The following is a 15803-nucleotide window of genomic DNA, read 5'->3' as shown; positions in this document are numbered from 1 at the left end:
GACCGTTGGAATTTAGAATAGACGTCTAGATGTAGAAACACCTACAGAAATTATTGAATTTAATCTCGGCGCAACCCTATGCGACGCAGATAGAAACTTTGCACCTAATACTAAAAGTGGAGCTCTCATGGCTAAGCACCTTTTCACTTCTGAATCTGTTTCAGAAGGCCATCCAGATAAAATTGCAGACCAAATCTCTGATGCTGTTCTTGATGCCATCTTAGAACAGGATCCAAAAGCACGTGTTGCTTGTGAGACATACGTGAAAACGGGCATGGTTATGGTTGGCGGTGAAGTAACAACGTCTGCGTGGGTTGATATCGAAGAGATCACTCGTGAAACCGTTCGTGAAATTGGTTACGTTCACTCTGACATGGGCTTTGATGCTGACTCTTGTGCTGTACTAAACACAATTGGTAAGCAGTCTCCAGACATCAACCAAGGTGTTGATAAAGCTGACCCTAAAGAGCAAGGTGCTGGTGACCAAGGCATCATGTTTGGTTACGCAACAAACGAAACTGAAATCCTAATGCCAGCACCAATTACTTACTCTCACCGCCTTGTTGAGAAACAAGCTGAAGTACGTAAAAGCGGCAAGCTAGACTTCCTTCGTCCAGATGCGAAATCACAAGTTACTTTCCAGTACGACCAAGGCAAGATCGTTGGTATCGATGCTGTTGTTCTTTCAACGCAACACTGTGATTCAGTAACAACTCCTGATCTACGTGAAGCAGTAATGGAAGAGATCATCAAGCCAGTACTACCTTCTGAGTGGATCAACAAAGACACTAACTTCTTCATCAACCCAACTGGCCGTTTCGTAATCGGTGGCCCAATGGGTGACTGTGGTCTAACTGGTCGTAAGATCATTGTTGATACCTACGGCGGCGCAGCTCGTCACGGTGGTGGTGCATTCTCTGGTAAAGATCCATCAAAGGTTGACCGTTCTGCAGCTTACGCAGCTCGTTACGTTGCTAAAAACATCGTTGCAGCTGGCATGGCAGACCGTTGTGAAATCCAACTTTCTTACGCTATCGGTGTTGCTGATCCAACATCTATCATGGTTGAAACTTTCGGTACTGAGAAAGTACCTCATGACATCATCATTGAAGCAGTTCGTCAAAACTTCGACCTACGCCCATACGGCCTTCAAGAGATGCTGAACCTTCTTCAGCCTATCTACAAGAAGACGGCAGCTTACGGCCACTTCGGTCGCGAAGAGTTCCCATGGGAAGCAACAGACAAAGCAGCAATCCTAGCTGACTTCGCTGGCCTAAAATAATTTAACGCCACGCAAAAAATTTCCAAAAGCCCTTACTCGTTAGTAAGGGCTTTATTTTTATACAGTTACCTCAAATACCCCACCACATTTCGTCCACTTCTCTTCTTATACCCCACTTAAAAACACCCCGGATAATTTGTGTTTTTTGACAGTAGTGACAATAGTTAAAGTACTCCTAGGCGATCAAGCTCACATTTGGTGCAACAACTGGTTAGGTTACACCCCGTTAGGAAACACGAGACAACTCTCTAGGACATGATATTCCAATAACAGCTCAGCCAAGATGACTCGCTGCCAGCCGCTGTGAAGACATACGAGGTTGAATTTAGGACGTTATTTTAACTAAGGGGAAGTTATGCCTCGTACTGCAAATCCATCCGATTTTAAAAAAGACAAAAATAGGGTGAGTGACAGTGAATACGCTCGCACTATTCCGTGTAACCAAGTCAGTATTTCTGCGCCCTTTCATTGGCTTTCACTCGCGCTTCACGATTTAGTGCGAATGCCGATGATCAGTGCATTCTATGGTTTATGTTTTATGGCAGCTGCCGTGGCGATTGTTCAGCTTGTTCAGTGGCAAGGCACACACCTAGTGGTTATGCCGAGCCTGATCGTCTACATGCTGATTGGGCCATTTTTAGCACTCGGCTTATATGATGCTAGCTGGGAAAGAGAGAAAGGCCACAACGCCAGCCTATTTCACTCAATGAAGGCAATCACTCGCAACTCAACTCACCAATGGGCATTTGCCATTGTGCTAATGGTAGCGATGATTTTCTGGATGAGAATCGCGGCCCTGTTACATGCTCTGTACCCATCAGTGCAAGGTGCACCACTTGCTGAGTTTGCCCCATTCTTGATAACAGGCTCTGTCGTGGGCTTTGTCATTGCTAGCCTTATTTTTAGTATCTCAGCCTTCTCGATTCCACTAATGATGGAGCGCCGAGTCGACGTAATGAGTGCGATATTCACTAGCTTCAACGCGGTGAAATCTAACCTACCAGCTATGGTAGTATGGGCTGCCATCATTTGCGGCGGTATCTTAATTGGTTTTGCCACTTACGGTGTCGGTATGATCGTGACCATGCCACTACTCGGCTATGGTACATGGCACGCCTACCATGAGACCATCAAGAAAAAGCACCACATGTAATACCTGATCTACATCGGGAGCAATGATAGGATAAGGCCTTAGCATCAAGCTAAGGCCTTTTGTTTGGAGTCTCACTTTTGTCGTCTTACAGCCCATTACACCATCGTGCCAACAAGAAATTGGCTGAGTGTATTCACATTGCAAACTCGCACTTCTCTCGCCAATTTCCAATTCCAAAGCTGACTTATCAAGTACGAGGGAAAGCTGCGGGAAAAGCTTATCTTCAACTTAATGAAATACGTTTAAATTCGGTGCTGTTCAATGAAAATCAAGATGCCTTTATTGAGGAAGTAATCCCTCATGAGATAGCACACCTTATTACTCATCAAGTCTTTGGTCGCGTTAAGCCTCATGGTAAAGAGTGGCAGTATGTGATGGAGCAGGTGTTCAAGGTACCAGCAAAGACCACGCATAGCTTTTCGGTGGAATCAGTACAAGGAAAGACATTCGAATACAACTGCGGCTGTACCCTCTACCCACTGACCATCCGTCGTCATAATAAAGTGCAGCGCAATCAGGCAAGCTACCGCTGTCAGCAGTGCAAGCAGCTTCTCACTTTCACCGGTAAACAGCTCAGCTAGGCACAATAAAGCCAGCCATAAAATGTAATAGAGTAAAGTGTCATTTGAGTGCTAGACTGATAATTATCATACTTTTATCAGTCTTTTCGCATGAAAAAATCACCTTCAAAAGCATTTGGCCTACTGGTGTCTTTTTGCTTTTCAATACTATTTGGCCTACTGGTAACCCAAAGCGTTTTCGCCGCGCCGCCAAGCTCTTTTTCCAAAGCAAAACGGGAAGCCGTAAAGATCTACCTTGACCACCCCACTTCTTTCTATTGTGGTTGCGACATTACTTGGAAGGATAAAAAGAAAGGGGTCCCTGACCTTGAAGGTTGCGGCTATGAAGTCAGAAAACAGCAGAAGCGAGCTTCTCGCATTGAGTGGGAGCATGTGGTGCCTGCATGGCAATTCGGCCACCAGCGTCAGTGTTGGCAGAATGGCGGTCGTAAGAACTGCACCCGCAATGACAAGGTCTTCAAATCAATGGAAGCAGACCTCCACAACCTAACTCCTGCGATCGGTGAAGTGAATGGTGATCGCTCTAACTACAACTTCAGCCAATGGAATGGGGTTGATGGCGTTAGCTACGGTCAATGTGAGATGCAGGTTAACTTCAAACAGCGCAAGGTTATGCCACCCGATCGCGCCAAAGGTTCAATCGCACGCACTTACCTGTACATGAGCAAAGAATACGGCTTCAAGCTATCGAAACAACAAACCAACCTAATGATGGCGTGGAATAAGCAGTTCCCTGTCGATGAATGGGAGTGTACTCGTGATGAACGTATTTTCCGCATTCAAGGTAACCATAACCCATTCGTTTATGAGAGCTGTAAGTAAGTGAACGATTGAATATTGTTAGAAAAGTACCCACAGAAAAAACAAAAGGCTCTTTAAAATTAAAGAGCCTTGGTCGCTAATTAGTGTTCAAAATCTTCTAGATAGCGCAAGTCATCGATGACGACTGTGTTGTCTTCCCACTGTACAGAGCGAGAAGCGGCCATCACACCTGATTGGCGGCTATCACACCAACCCATTCCCTGCACAAACGCACTTGGGTTATCTGGTAAGTTCGCAAGCTCCGTGCGAATGTCAGCGCTAGGCTTACTCAAAATTCTATTAGCAACAAATACGGCTCTGTCTTGAACACCTTGATCTGACAATCGAGAACGTTGTCCCCATTGGATCTTCCATTCATCACATGACGGATTGCTTGATTGCGGAATGCTCACAAACGCAAAATCAGAGATCGCATTGTATTTCTTATACATCATGTATGCTTCAAACAGCATTGCGACATCTTCAGCTGGATGTGAATAAGAGTAGAATGCAGCGGCCTTATCACCTTCGAACTCCATGCCAGCGGTTTCACCGGTCAAATTGCGGACATCGTCAGTCATCTCCTTACCACGAAACGCTACTTGTGCTGCGTCTATCAATGTTGTTGAAGTTAACGGATTGCTATCAAACAAATCTCGATTCAATGTTTGTAGCTTCTGAAGGTAGCTAGAGATAGTTCCTGAGCTTGGCGTTTGTATCAAATCACTTGCCGGTAAAAAGTCATTGGCATGAGCTAACTCGTGCGCCAACAATCGAAACAGCCCTGGCGCGACATGCTCAGCTCCACGCTGATAGTTAGCAGTTGCATTGTATGTATTTGAATAGGTTACGTAATTGTAAGAGTTTTGCTCAACGTAACGCTGCGCTTTGTCGAACTTAAACTCTGTCTGGAAGTTCTTGCGGTAATCATCTTGTTGGTAAATAGAATCCCACTCACTCTTCGTACGCCACACATACCTCGGGTCAATATACATTGATGCCGTAGCGGTATTGTAAAAAGATGGGCGCACATCATAACTGAGCACGATACTGTTAAGTGGTTTAAACAGGTTGAGTAGATCCTGGTCGTTAATTTCTCGCAGTGCTGCAATAAAGCTCTCAGCCATCCATGGGTGTGAAACGACCAACCGACTTTCAATCTGCTCAATCGTGACATTTGTACCATCGACCCCGATAGGTTGAATAACCGATAAATCACAAGAGCGCTTTTCTAAAAATGCCTTAGCGCAATCAACAATATCAGACGATGAAGAAGTGGATGTGGCTGTCGAAACCGATGCTAAAGAAGGCGTACCATTCACATTAGGTGAAGCAATACTCGCAGGGGCATCTGATGACGAACTAGAGCCTCCTCCACAACCAACCAACAGTGCGCTAATAATAGAGCCAGCTAAGATAGAACGTTTTTTCATTTGCAACATAAATAAGCCTAGTTTTAATTATATTTATTTTCAATCACTTGGATTCTATTCCTCAAGTTTATAAATTACAAATCGTCCCCCTTAAACTTCGGATAGCACGCCTATTTATGCCAACCACTTGTTTTTTCTTCACTGCGCATCCATGTTAGGCTGAGACAATAAACCCCAGATAAACAATTTACAGGTCAACCAACATGAGAATCCCTCGAATTCACCACCCTGAACCCATTCAACAATTAGGTTCTCTCGCACTTGGCGAGGATGCTGCAGGGCATGTTGGACGCGTATTGCGCATGAAAGAGGGCCAAGAAGTCCTGCTTTTTGATGGTAGCGGAGCTGAGTTTCCGGCTGAGATCACCGAAGTATCGAAGAAAAATGTGACAGTTAACGTGACAAAGCGAATCGAGCGCAGCAGTGAGTCACCACTCGACCTGCACCTTGGTCAGGTTATCTCTCGCGGTGATAAGATGGAATTCACTATCCAAAAATCGGTAGAGCTTGGCGTAAACACCATTACTCCACTCATCTCTGAGCGCTGCGGCGTGAAGCTTGATGCCAAACGCTTCGAGAAAAAGCTAGCGCAATGGCAGAAGATCGCGATTGCCGCTTGTGAGCAGTGCGGTCGTAACACTGTACCTGTGATTCGCCCTATCATGCAGCTCGAAGAGTGGTGTAGTGAGCCAAGCGAAGCACTAAAGCTAAACCTACACCCTAGAGCAAAGTACTCAATCAATACTCTACCAGAGCCTATCAGCAAGGTTCGTCTATTGATTGGCCCTGAAGGTGGCTTATCAGCTGAAGAGATCAGCATGACAGAACAATACAAATTTGAAGAGACGCTACTTGGTCCACGTGTTCTACGCACTGAAACTGCGGCTCTAACTGCAATTACAGCTTTACAAGTTCGTTTCGGCGATCTTGGTTAAACGGAGAAAAATAATGATCAAAATCGGTATCGTGATGGACCCTATTTCGTCCATCAACATCAAAAAAGACTCTAGCTTTGCCATGATGCTTGAAGCGCAACGCCGCGGCTACGAAATCCATTACATGGAGATGAATGATCTTCACCTCGATCAAGGTGTTGCAATTGCCGACACTAAGGTTGTTGAACTGAAAGAAGATCCAAACGGCTGGTATGAATTCAAATCAGAACAAACAATTGCCTTGGCTGATTTGGATGCGGTTCTAATGCGCAAAGATCCTCCGTTTGATACTGAGTACATCTATGCGACTTACATCCTTGAGCGTGCAGAAGAGAACGGCGCGCTAATCGTAAACAAACCGCAAAGCCTTCGTGATTGTAACGAAAAGCTGTTCACAGCATGGTTCCCAGAACTAACGCCAACCACTATCGTTACGCGTAAAGCGGAAAAGATTAAAGAGTTCCGTGAGAAGCATGGTGATGTGATTCTTAAGCCTCTTGATGGCATGGGTGGTGCGTCTATCTTCCGAGTTAAAGAAGGCGATCCAAACGTATCTGTAATCATTGAAACACTGACTAACCACGGCCAGAACTACGCAATGGCTCAGACTTTCGTTCCAGACATCAGCAATGGTGACAAGCGTATTCTTGTTGTGGATGGCGAGCCAATGCCTTACTGCTTAGCACGCATCCCTGCGAAAGGCGAAACTCGTGGTAACCTAGCCGCTGGTGGTACAGGTGAAGCACGTCCTCTTAGCGAAACTGATTGGGCAATTGCTAAAGCAGTCGCTCCAACTCTGAAAGAGAAAGGACTGATTTTTGTTGGCCTTGATGTGATTGGTGATAAGCTAACAGAGATCAACGTAACCAGCCCAACTTGTATTCGTGAAATTGAAGGTGCCTTCGATATCTCGATTACCGGTAAGCTAATGGATGCGATTGAACGCCGCATTAGCGCAAAATAACCTAAGCTAATAATTAGACAATAATATTAGCTGACTGAGTTAGCATGAGAGCGGCGACCAAGCCGCTCCTTTTTCCTTTAGAGCAGGAGGTACTATGAATCTCACTAACCATTTTCTGGTCGCAATGCCTGGAATGAAAGATCCTTACTTCCAAAACTCAGTGATCTACCTTTGCGAACACAATGACGAAGGAGCAATGGGGCTGATGATAAACGCTCCCATTAACGTCACTGTGGGCAATATGCTCAAGCAAGTTGAAATCGACGCGACTCAGCCTAAGTTGAATCAAGCCAGTTTAGACAAACCCGTCTTGAGTGGCGGCCCTGTTGCTGAAGACAGAGGCTTTATTCTGCACAAGCCCAACGGCAACTATCAATCTAGCATCAGCATGACGGATCAGCTCTCTGTCACGACATCACGTGATATTCTTACGGTTCTCGGCACTGAGGATGAACCTCAACACTACCTTGTGGCTTTAGGCTACGCAGGTTGGGAGCCAGGACAACTAGAGACTGAGCTGACTGAGAACTCTTGGCTCACTGTTGAGGCCGACCCTAAGGTCATATTTGACACCCCAATCGCAGAACGTTGGAAGGTCGCAGTTCAGATGCTCGGAATCAACGCGGCACAACTGTCGGCAGAATCTGGTCACGCATAACCTTTATCCATCTCATCAATTTGGAAACACTATGTCACGTACAATTATGGCATTCGATTACGGTACAAAAAGTATCGGTAGCGCTATTGGTCAAGAAATCACAGGTACAGCTAGCCCACTAAAAGCCTTTAAAGCGAAAGATGGCATCCCAAATTGGGACGATATTGAAAAGCAGATCAAAGAGTGGCAACCCGACCTCATTGTTGTTGGGTATCCAACAGACCTTCATGGCAAAGAGCTGGAAACCATTACCCCGCGAGCAAAGAAATTTGCTAACCGCCTAAAGGGACGTTTTGGTGTTGATGTTGAGCTGCATGATGAGAGACTGTCTACGGCTGAAGCGCGCGCTGAACTGTTTGACATGGGTGGCTACAAAGCCTTGAGTAAAGGCAATGTTGATAACCAATCTGCTGTAGTAATTCTAGAAAGCTGGTTTGAAGCACAATATTCTTAGCCAAAATTAAGTGGTCAATAATTCGAACTTTTTGTGATCTCGCTCTTAATTCATGACGTAGTTCTGGTGCTATTCATAGTCAAAGTGGGAGTTCACATGAAAATTTTTCTAGTTATCTTTGCCGCTTTAACCGTTTCTGCTTGCAGCTCATTAACCAGCTCAGCAGGCTACAGCGGTAACCAATACCCTGAAAAAATAAAGCTTGAGAAAGAGAAAGGTTATTCCTCTGACAACCGCAGTTTTTCACACAACTAAACTTTCTCAAAGTCAAAGATTCTAAAGCCCTGAACTAGCTCAGGGCTTTGTCATTTATCCCATATCAATCTTAACGCCAGCCAGAGATCCACTGCCGTAATCATCGTCACCGCGTTGTGTTTTCAACATCAATCGCAGGTCGTTAGCCGAGTCAGCACTGTGGAATGCATCCTCTTCACTGATTTTCCCTGCAATAACTAAGTCATACAACGCTTGATCGAAAGTCTGCATACCAATCTCTTTCGACTTTGCCATCGTTGCTTTGAGTTCATGCAAATCACCACGACGAATAAGATCTGACACACGTGGGCTGTTGAGTAAAATCTCAAACACACCGTGACGACCATTGCCATTTTTGTCTCGTATGAGCTGCTGTGCAACAACTCCACGCAGGTTCATCGACAAATCAAACAAGAACTGCTCTTTCTGCTCTTTCGGCACCAAATGAAGAATACGTTCTAAAGCTTGGTTAGCATTATTCGCATGCAGAGTGGCCATACATAAGTGCCCAGTCTCAGCAAAAGTCATTGCGTATTCCATGGTTTCACGGCTTCGAATCTCACCAATCAAGATCATATCGGGAGCTTGACGTAACGAGTTCTTGAGCGCAACTTCGTAGCTCTCTGTATCTAAGCCCACCTCACGCTGGGTGACAATGCACTTCTTGTGCTCATGCACAAACTCAATCGGATCTTCCACCGTAAGAATATGACCTGAACGATTGTTGTTACGATAACCCGTCATTGCCGCCATTGACGTCGACTTACCAGAACCTGTTGCACCAACCACCAGCACAAGGCCGCGTTTAGCGATTGAAAGGTCCTGTAGAACATCAGGGAGCTTTAATTGCTCAAAGGTTGGGATGTTGGTTTCAATACGACGAATCACAGCTCCTGGCAGTTCTCGCTGAAAGAAAGCACTGACACGAAAGCGCCCACCGTCTCGAACAATGGCAAAGTTCGCCTCACGCGTTTGGCGATACTCATCACGTCGCTCTTGATCCATCATTACGTCTAGCAGCTGTGACACTTGATCTTCATTGAGAACTTCACCTTGCGGGCGCAGCTCTCCATCGACACGAAACAACACTGGCGCATCAACCGTGATATAAAGATCGGACGCCTTTTGCGACAGCATCCCCTCAAGGATCGGATTTAATTCCATTGCCAATACCTTTGATTAAAACAGTGCTGTTTCTATTTCAATTTTCTTCTGGACTTCATCTGAGTCAACCACGCCTTGGGCAATCAACTGTTTGGCATTTTGCTCCATGGTCTGCATACCATGCGCGGCACCTGTTTGAATAATTGAATACATCTGAGCGACTTTGTCTTCGCGAATCAGGTTACGAATAGCAGGCGTTGCCATCATAATCTCATGACATGCGACACGACCTCCGCCGACTCGTTTCAGTAACTTCTGAGCAATCACCGAGCGCAAGGACTCCGATAACATTGAGCGAACCATGTCTTTATCGCTACCAGGGAAGACATCAATAATACGGTCAATGGTTTTAGCCGCAGAGCTAGTATGCAGTGTACCAAACACCAGGTGACCGGTTTCAGCCGCTGTTAGGGCTAAACTGATTGTCTCTTGGTCACGCAGCTCGCCAACTAAGATTACGTCTGGGTCTTCACGCAGTGCACTACGCAGCGCCGCTTTAAAGCTGTGAGTATCACGATGAACCTCACGTTGGTTAACCAAGCACTTGTTATTGGTATGAACAAATTCGATAGGGTCTTCAATGGTCAGGATGTGCTTGTTGTGGTTACGGTTTACATAATCAACCATCGCCGCCAGTGTGGTCGACTTACCAGAGCCCGTTGGGCCAGTGACCAAAACCAAACCTTTCTCAAAGTTAGCTATCTTTTCAAAGATATCAGGAGCACCTAACTGCTCGAGCGTCGGGATTTCAACAGGGATGGTTCGAAACACCGCAGAGCAACCACGCGACTGGTTAAAGGCATTCACACGGAAACGGCCAACATTCGGCAACTCAAATGAAAAGTCCACTTCCAGCTTCTCTTCAAACTCACTGCGCTGTGAATCGTTCATGATCTCAAAAACCAAACGATGCACATCAGCATGGCTCAAAGCCGGTATTCCAAGCTTCCTAACTTCACCATCTATACGTACCATTGGAGATACACCCGCAGAAAGATGTAGATCTGACGCGTTATGCTTTACACTAAAATCCAGTAACTCAGTGATATCCATTTATTTTCCCTTAAGTAAAGTCAGCTATGAGTAGTATTCAACAAAATATCGAGCAAATCACCTCGCAGATTAGAACTGCAGAGAAAAAATGTGGCCGAACGCCAGAGTCGGTGCAACTTTTAGCCGTTAGTAAAACAAAACCGAATGACGCGATCCTTGAAGCGGCACTCGGAGGACAGGTTGCCTTTGGTGAAAACTACGTTCAAGAAGGTGTTGATAAAGTAAAACACTTTTCAGAACAACATTCTAACCTTAATTTGGAGTGGCATTTTATTGGACCAATTCAATCCAATAAAACGCGACCGATTGCAGAAAACTTCCAGTGGGTACACTCGGTTGAGCGCGATAAAATTGCCCAACGCTTAAACGATCAGCGCCCTTCAGGCCTAGAGCCACTGCAAGTTCTTATTCAGGTTAATACCAGTGGTGAAGACTCCAAATCAGGAACCGATGAAGAATCAGTTTTTGCATTGGCGGAGTTGATTTCGTCACTTCCCAACCTCACTTTAAGAGGATTGATGTCAATTCCTGCTAACGTGTCAGATTATGAATCGCAACTTGCTGCATTTAATCAGCTCTCAAGCCTGCAGCAAAAGCTCAGTTCAAAATACGACAACATAGATACACTATCTATGGGTATGAGCGGAGACATGGAAGCGGCCGTTGAGGCAGGAAGTACCATGGTACGTATCGGTACCGCGATATTTGGTGCGCGCAATTACGCAAAATAGTTTTAATCGTATTATCTCATCAGCCTTCAACTGGCGATGAAGCTCAGGATTGTATATATGGAACATAAGAACATCGCCTTTATCGGCGCAGGCAACATGGTACGTTCTATCGTGGCGGGTTTAGTCGCGAGTGGTTACCCTGCTGATAAAATTATCGCGACAGCACCATCAGAAACGCGCAGAATACCGCTTGAAAAAGATTACGGTATTAATACAACCAGTAACAATATCGACGCAGCCACGCAGGCTGACGTAGTGGTACTCTCCGTAAAACCACAAATGATGGAAAAGGTGTGCAAGCCACTGCAGCAGGTCGACTTTGGCAACAAACTTGTGATCTCAATTGCAGCAGGTATCAACGCGGTTCGATTTGATGAAATGCTAGACTCTTCACTGAGCCTTGTTCGAGTGATGCCAAACACGCCATCACTGGTTGGCAAAGGCATGAGTGGTTTGTTTGCCAATGCCAAAGCGACAGAAGGCGATAAAACCTTTGCTGCACAGCTGATGCAAGCGGTTGGCAAAGTCACTTGGGTTGAACAAGAGGCTGGGATTAACAACATCATTGCTGCTGCAGGTAGTGCCCCAGCTTACTTCTTCCTATTTATGGAAGCGATGCAAGCGGAAGCTATCAAACAAGGTTTTACGCCTGAAACGGCACGCCAATTGGTTCAGCAATCAGCATTGGGCGCCGCAGAAATGGTTGTAGCAAACCCCAACACTGAGCTTTCTACACTGCGTGAACAAGTGACATCTAAGGGCGGCACAACGGCTGAAGCTCTGCGCACCTTTAATGAGAATCACCTATCAGAGATTGTCGCCAAAGCGATGCAAGCCGCGGTAGCAAGAGCTGAAGAGATGGAAAAACTATTTTAAGAACAGCATAGCGATCACTGGATCGCTATGAATTACTCCGAAAAAGGAACCTATATGAACTCGATGAGCTTTTTGATCTCGACCCTTTTTGATCTCTATATCATGGTGGTGATCTTACGTATTTGGTTGCAAGCATCACGTGCTGACTTCTACAACCCGTTCTCACAATTCATCGTAAAAGCTACTCAACCAGTTGTAGCACCATTGCGTCGTGTCATTCCATCAATCGGTAGCATTGATATGGCGACAGTATTGTTTGCCTATGCATTGTGCGTACTGAAGTTTGTTGCTCTTAACCTGATCATCTCAGGTGGCGCTGCCGTATTTGATATCAGCTTCCTAATATTTGGGGCTCTTTCACTACTGAAAGCTGCAGGTGGCTTACTGTTCTGGGTACTATTGATCCGTGCAATCCTAAGCTGGGTTAGCCAAGGTCGTAGCCCAATTGAGTATGTATTCCATCAACTAACAGAGCCAATGCTCATCCCGATCCGCCGCATTCTTCCTGATATGGGTGGTTTCGACCTTAGCGTATTAGTACTGTTTATTGTTCTGCAGTTTGCTAACTTCTTGATGGGTGATCTAGTTGGTCCTATCTGGTTCCAATTATAATGTCGGTAGCCGTTTGGAGAGAGGAAGATGACATTCTTCTACGGCTCTACATCCAACCCAAAGCAAGCCGAGACAAAATTATCGGCTTGCATGGTGAAGAGTTAAAAGTCGCCATCACAGCACCGCCTGTTGATGGCAAAGCCAATGCCCATCTAACCAAGTATCTGTCGAAGCAATTTAAAGTCGCTAAAGGGCTGGTTAAGATCGAAAAGGGCGAGTTAGGTAGACATAAACAAGTTCGAATATGTTCCCCTAGCCAAATACCGAATGAAATTGAAGCCATCTTGTGATGGCTTTTTGCTATTTATTGGAGTCACTATGCGTTTATGGATTACAGCACTACTTACAAGCTTGATTGCACTGCCAACTTGGGCGGGACAATTTAAAAACATCAAAGACGTTGAGGTACATTATTCTGCTTTCAACTCAACATTCCTAACCGCTCAAGTTGCTAAGCAGTATCAGTTAAAACGAAACGGCTACTCAGCTATTTTAAACATCAGCATTCTGGATACTTCTGCACTAGGCAAACCTGCTACGACTGCTAAAATCTCTGGAACTGCAAGAAACCTAGTCGGCAACACTCGAACTTTGGAGTTTCGTGAAATCAAAGAAGGCGATGCGATTTACTATCTCGCAGAGTTTCCAATCACACACGAAGAGAACATCACCTTTGATATCGATGTTAACTCTGGCCTAAAAGGCGCTGGCCCGCTTCGTTTTACCCAAAAATTTTATGTTGAAGAGTAATCTCTTCACTTCCACTATTTAAATTTAGAGTTACCCCAATGAATAAGATCGTTCTAGCTACAGGCAATCAAGGCAAAGTTCGCGAAATGGCAGATCTTCTGTCTGACTTCGGCTTTGAAGTTTTAGCACAAAGTGAATTCAACGTATCTGAGGTTGCAGAAACCGGAACTACCTTCATCGAAAATGCGATCATTAAAGCGCGTCATGCAGCCAAAGAAACAGGGCTTGCAGCCATTGCGGATGACTCAGGTCTAGAGGTTGACTACCTAAAAGGCGCACCGGGCATATACTCAGCGCGCTACGCTGGCGAAGATGCATCAGATCAAGAGAACATAGAGAAGCTTCTGAAGGCGATGGAAGGTGTGCCAGAAGCCGAGCGTACCGCCCGCTTCCACTGTGTTTTAGTATTAATGCGTCACGAAAACGATCCAACACCTATCGTTTGTCATGGCAAATGGGAAGGTCGCATCTTAACTGAAGCGCATGGTGACAATGGCTTCGGTTACGATCCTATCTTCTTCGTACCTGAAGATAACTGCGCCTCAGCGGAGCTTGAACCAACACGTAAAAAACAGCTATCTCACCGTGGTAAAGCACTGACTACACTGTTCAAAACGCTAAAAGAGCAAGCTCAGTAATGAGTCAAGCGACACTGATTCCACCAGCTCTGAGTCTATATGTTCACATCCCGTGGTGTGTGCAGAAGTGCCCATACTGCGACTTTAATTCGCATGCGCTAAAAGCCGACATACCGGAGAATGAATATATTGATGCCCTGCTTGAGGATCTTGATACCGATATTGAAAGATATCACCTCAACCAGTCACCGAGACCTCTACACTCGATCTTTATTGGCGGTGGAACACCGAGCTTATTCTCCCCTCAAGGTATCGAGCGAATGCTTAAAGGGATTGAGCAACGTATCCCGTTTAAGGCTGATATCGAGATCACCATGGAGGCAAACCCAGGTACCATCGAGGCGGAACGTTTTGCCGGTTATCGAGAGGCTGGAGTCACACGTATCTCAGTTGGTGTTCAAAGCTTTGAGCAAGAGAAACTAGAGCGATTGGGACGAATCCACGGTCAAGATGAAGCGATCAATGCGGCTCATCTTGCACATAAGATCGATCTAAACAGCTTTAATCTCGATCTTATGCATGGCTTGCCGGATCAAAGTATTGAACAAGCTCTGGCGGATCTTGATAAGGCGATCGAACTCGATCCGCCGCATCTATCTTGGTATCAGCTCACTATTGAGCCTAATACCATGTTTTACTACAAGCCACCTACGCTGCCAGACGATGATGACCTATGGGATATCTTCGAGCTAGGGCATAAGAAGCTCGCCGAAGCAGGTTATGTGCAATACGAGATCTCAGGCTACAGCAAGCCGGGCTATCAATGCCAGCACAACCTGAACTACTGGCGCTTTGGTGACTACCTCGGCATCGGTTGTGGCTCTCACGGTAAGCTGAGCTTTAGCGATGGTAGAATCGTACGTACCACTAAGGTAAAGCACCCTAGAGGCTATCTCGCTGCGTATCAGAATCTTGCTAAGCCTTATCTGTCGGATGAATTTGAGGTCGCTAATGAAGATAGGCCATTTGAATTCTTCATGAACCGTTTTCGATTAATGGAAGCATGTCCAAAGCAAGATTTCTTGGATACGACAGGGCTGGGCTTTGAGGCGGTTCAAGAGACCATCAACTGGGCTATTGACTTAGGCTACTTGCAAGAGACAGAGACGCATTGGCAAATCACCGAAAAAGGTAAGTTGTTCCTCAATGACCTGCTAGAAGCGTTTATGGCGGAAGAAGACGAGTAGTTCGAGATTCGAGATTCGAGATTCGAGATTCGAGATTCGAGATTCGAGATTCGAGATTCGAGATTCGAGATTCGAGATTCGAGATTCGAGATTCGAGATTCGAGATTCGAGAAAAATGATGAAAGGGTTGGCTTTAGGGTCAACCCTTTTTAGCTTGCGCTAAGAAAAAGAACAGATTCCCGACTACGCTCCTTCGTCGCTATCGGGAATGACGTTAAATATTGTCACTTATGATCAGAACACTAGCTTAACCGGTCATCCCCAAGAATGAGGAAC

General features: G+C 45.6%; 19 protein-coding genes. 16 read left to right on the top strand and 3 right to left on the bottom strand.

The window, feature by feature from the left end:
• Nucleotides 1-127: 127 nt before the first annotated feature.
• The 4 genes from metK (at nucleotide 128) to AC6R05_RS06970 (ending at nucleotide 3838) form a co-directional block, all read left to right on the top strand.
• Entirely contained in the window at nucleotides 128-1282 is a 1155-nt protein-coding gene (gene metK / locus AC6R05_RS06985; protein WP_032549836.1) for a methionine adenosyltransferase, read from the top strand.
• 355 nt (nucleotides 1283-1637) lie between these two features.
• Complete coding sequence (locus AC6R05_RS06980; protein WP_150869299.1) at nucleotides 1638-2435, top strand: DUF2189 domain-containing protein; 798 nt, start codon at nucleotides 1638-1640, stop codon at nucleotides 2433-2435.
• A 77-nt stretch (nucleotides 2436-2512) separates the two neighbouring features.
• Nucleotides 2513-3016, top strand: coding sequence for a SprT family zinc-dependent metalloprotease (locus AC6R05_RS06975; protein WP_500646995.1), 504 nt, complete (start codon nucleotides 2513-2515; stop codon nucleotides 3014-3016).
• A gap of 90 nt (nucleotides 3017-3106) precedes the next feature.
• Nucleotides 3107-3838 (top strand): endonuclease, encoded by a 732-nt coding sequence (locus AC6R05_RS06970; protein WP_150869301.1) that lies wholly within the window; start codon nucleotides 3107-3109, stop codon nucleotides 3836-3838.
• Between the two features lie 80 nt (nucleotides 3839-3918).
• On the opposite strand, the gene AC6R05_RS06965 is transcribed toward AC6R05_RS06970, so the two are convergent.
• Complete coding sequence (locus tag AC6R05_RS06965) at nucleotides 3919-5259, bottom strand: hypothetical protein (RefSeq protein ID WP_500646994.1); 1341 nt, start codon at nucleotides 5257-5259, stop codon at nucleotides 3919-3921.
• Between the two features lie 194 nt (nucleotides 5260-5453).
• On the opposite strand from AC6R05_RS06965, the gene rsmE reads away from it, so the two are divergent.
• The 5 genes from rsmE to AC6R05_RS06940 all read left to right on the top strand — a co-directional run bounded on the left by rsmE (nucleotide 5454) and on the right by AC6R05_RS06940 (nucleotide 8516).
• Nucleotides 5454-6185: a 16S rRNA (uracil(1498)-N(3))-methyltransferase gene (gene rsmE, locus AC6R05_RS06960; RefSeq protein WP_500646993.1), complete on the top strand. Its 732-nt coding sequence runs from the start codon at nucleotides 5454-5456 to the stop codon at nucleotides 6183-6185.
• Nucleotides 6186-6198: 13 nt separating this feature from the next.
• A complete protein-coding gene (gene gshB / locus AC6R05_RS06955) occupies nucleotides 6199-7149 on the top strand; it encodes a glutathione synthase (RefSeq protein WP_500646992.1) in 951 nt (316 codons plus the stop codon).
• A gap of 94 nt (nucleotides 7150-7243) precedes the next feature.
• The gene (locus AC6R05_RS06950) at nucleotides 7244-7807 is read left to right on the top strand and encodes a YqgE/AlgH family protein (protein WP_032549843.1); all 564 of its coding nucleotides are present in this window, start codon (nucleotides 7244-7246) and stop codon (nucleotides 7805-7807) included.
• Nucleotides 7808-7838: 31 nt separating this feature from the next.
• Nucleotides 7839-8261: a Holliday junction resolvase RuvX gene (ruvX, locus tag AC6R05_RS06945; protein ID WP_032549845.1), complete on the top strand. Its 423-nt coding sequence runs from the start codon at nucleotides 7839-7841 to the stop codon at nucleotides 8259-8261.
• 96 nt (nucleotides 8262-8357) lie between these two features.
• Nucleotides 8358-8516, top strand: coding sequence for a hypothetical protein (locus AC6R05_RS06940; protein WP_500646991.1), 159 nt, complete (start codon nucleotides 8358-8360; stop codon nucleotides 8514-8516).
• A 54-nt stretch (nucleotides 8517-8570) separates the two neighbouring features.
• Here AC6R05_RS06940 and AC6R05_RS06935 read toward each other — a convergent pair whose 3' ends face one another.
• Together AC6R05_RS06935 and AC6R05_RS06930 are read right to left on the bottom strand one after the other, a co-directional pair.
• Nucleotides 8571-9680 carry a PilT/PilU family type 4a pilus ATPase gene (locus AC6R05_RS06935; RefSeq protein WP_500646990.1) on the bottom strand — a complete coding sequence of 370 codons (1110 nt, stop codon included), beginning with the start codon at nucleotides 9678-9680 and terminating at the stop codon, nucleotides 8571-8573.
• A 15-nt stretch (nucleotides 9681-9695) separates the two neighbouring features.
• Complete coding sequence (locus tag AC6R05_RS06930) at nucleotides 9696-10733, bottom strand: type IV pilus twitching motility protein PilT (protein WP_408693547.1); 1038 nt, start codon at nucleotides 10731-10733, stop codon at nucleotides 9696-9698.
• A gap of 26 nt (nucleotides 10734-10759) precedes the next feature.
• On the opposite strand from AC6R05_RS06930, the gene AC6R05_RS06925 reads away from it, so the two are divergent.
• Genes AC6R05_RS06925 through hemW form a run of 7 tightly spaced genes read left to right on the top strand, consistent with a single transcriptional unit; the run spans nucleotide 10760 to nucleotide 15527 of the window.
• Entirely contained in the window at nucleotides 10760-11464 is a 705-nt protein-coding gene (locus tag AC6R05_RS06925) for a YggS family pyridoxal phosphate-dependent enzyme (protein ID WP_500646989.1), read from the top strand.
• Nucleotides 11465-11521: 57 nt separating this feature from the next.
• A complete protein-coding gene (gene proC, locus AC6R05_RS06920; RefSeq protein WP_500646988.1) occupies nucleotides 11522-12340 on the top strand; it encodes a pyrroline-5-carboxylate reductase in 819 nt (272 codons plus the stop codon).
• A 54-nt stretch (nucleotides 12341-12394) separates the two neighbouring features.
• Complete coding sequence (locus AC6R05_RS06915; RefSeq protein ID WP_150869309.1) at nucleotides 12395-12952, top strand: YggT family protein; 558 nt, start codon at nucleotides 12395-12397, stop codon at nucleotides 12950-12952.
• Entirely contained in the window at nucleotides 12952-13242 is a 291-nt protein-coding gene (yggU, locus tag AC6R05_RS06910; RefSeq protein ID WP_032549853.1) for a DUF167 family protein YggU, read from the top strand. Before AC6R05_RS06915 ends, yggU begins: the two co-directional genes overlap by 1 nt.
• 28 nt (nucleotides 13243-13270) lie before the next feature.
• Nucleotides 13271-13702: a DUF4426 domain-containing protein gene (locus AC6R05_RS06905; RefSeq protein WP_032549854.1), complete on the top strand. Its 432-nt coding sequence runs from the start codon at nucleotides 13271-13273 to the stop codon at nucleotides 13700-13702.
• A 38-nt stretch (nucleotides 13703-13740) separates the two neighbouring features.
• On the top strand, nucleotides 13741-14340 hold the full coding sequence (locus AC6R05_RS06900) for an XTP/dITP diphosphatase (protein WP_500646987.1): 600 nt from the start codon (nucleotides 13741-13743) through the stop codon (nucleotides 14338-14340).
• Complete coding sequence (gene hemW / locus AC6R05_RS06895; protein ID WP_500646986.1) at nucleotides 14340-15527, top strand: radical SAM family heme chaperone HemW; 1188 nt, start codon at nucleotides 14340-14342, stop codon at nucleotides 15525-15527. The genes AC6R05_RS06900 and hemW overlap by 1 nt, the downstream gene beginning before the upstream one ends.
• Nucleotides 15528-15803: the final 276 nt, after the last annotated feature.

This window comes from Vibrio sp. R11-SG3-ISO9, assembly GCF_059834255.1.
This window is presented reverse-complemented; position numbering and strand designations above follow the sequence as displayed.

Bases quoted from the DNA above. Each gene is read 5' to 3' on its own strand.
- metK (WP_032549836.1), top strand. From the start codon at position 128: ATGGCTAAGCACCTTTTCACTTCTGAATCTGTTTCAGAAGGCCATCCA.
- AC6R05_RS06980 (WP_150869299.1), top strand. From the start codon at position 1,638: ATGCCTCGTACTGCAAATCCATCCGATTTTAAAAAAGACAAAAATAGG.
- AC6R05_RS06970 (WP_150869301.1), top strand. From the start codon at position 3,107: ATGAAAAAATCACCTTCAAAAGCATTTGGCCTACTGGTGTCTTTTTGC.
- AC6R05_RS06965 (WP_500646994.1), bottom strand. From the start codon at position 5,259: ATGTTGCAAATGAAAAAACGTTCTATCTTAGCTGGCTCTATTATTAGC.
- rsmE (WP_500646993.1), top strand. From the start codon at position 5,454: ATGAGAATCCCTCGAATTCACCACCCTGAACCCATTCAACAATTAGGT.
- gshB (WP_500646992.1), top strand. From the start codon at position 6,199: ATGATCAAAATCGGTATCGTGATGGACCCTATTTCGTCCATCAACATC.
- AC6R05_RS06950 (WP_032549843.1), top strand. From the start codon at position 7,244: ATGAATCTCACTAACCATTTTCTGGTCGCAATGCCTGGAATGAAAGAT.
- ruvX (WP_032549845.1), top strand. From the start codon at position 7,839: ATGTCACGTACAATTATGGCATTCGATTACGGTACAAAAAGTATCGGT.
- AC6R05_RS06940 (WP_500646991.1), top strand. From the start codon at position 8,358: ATGAAAATTTTTCTAGTTATCTTTGCCGCTTTAACCGTTTCTGCTTGC.
- AC6R05_RS06935 (WP_500646990.1), bottom strand. From the start codon at position 9,680: ATGGAATTAAATCCGATCCTTGAGGGGATGCTGTCGCAAAAGGCGTCC.
- AC6R05_RS06930 (WP_408693547.1), bottom strand. From the start codon at position 10,733: ATGGATATCACTGAGTTACTGGATTTTAGTGTAAAGCATAACGCGTCA.
- AC6R05_RS06925 (WP_500646989.1), top strand. From the start codon at position 10,760: ATGAGTAGTATTCAACAAAATATCGAGCAAATCACCTCGCAGATTAGA.
- proC (WP_500646988.1), top strand. From the start codon at position 11,522: ATGGAACATAAGAACATCGCCTTTATCGGCGCAGGCAACATGGTACGT.
- AC6R05_RS06915 (WP_150869309.1), top strand. From the start codon at position 12,395: ATGAACTCGATGAGCTTTTTGATCTCGACCCTTTTTGATCTCTATATC.
- yggU (WP_032549853.1), top strand. From the start codon at position 12,952: ATGTCGGTAGCCGTTTGGAGAGAGGAAGATGACATTCTTCTACGGCTC.
- AC6R05_RS06905 (WP_032549854.1), top strand. From the start codon at position 13,271: ATGCGTTTATGGATTACAGCACTACTTACAAGCTTGATTGCACTGCCA.
- AC6R05_RS06900 (WP_500646987.1), top strand. From the start codon at position 13,741: ATGAATAAGATCGTTCTAGCTACAGGCAATCAAGGCAAAGTTCGCGAA.
- hemW (WP_500646986.1), top strand. From the start codon at position 14,340: ATGAGTCAAGCGACACTGATTCCACCAGCTCTGAGTCTATATGTTCAC.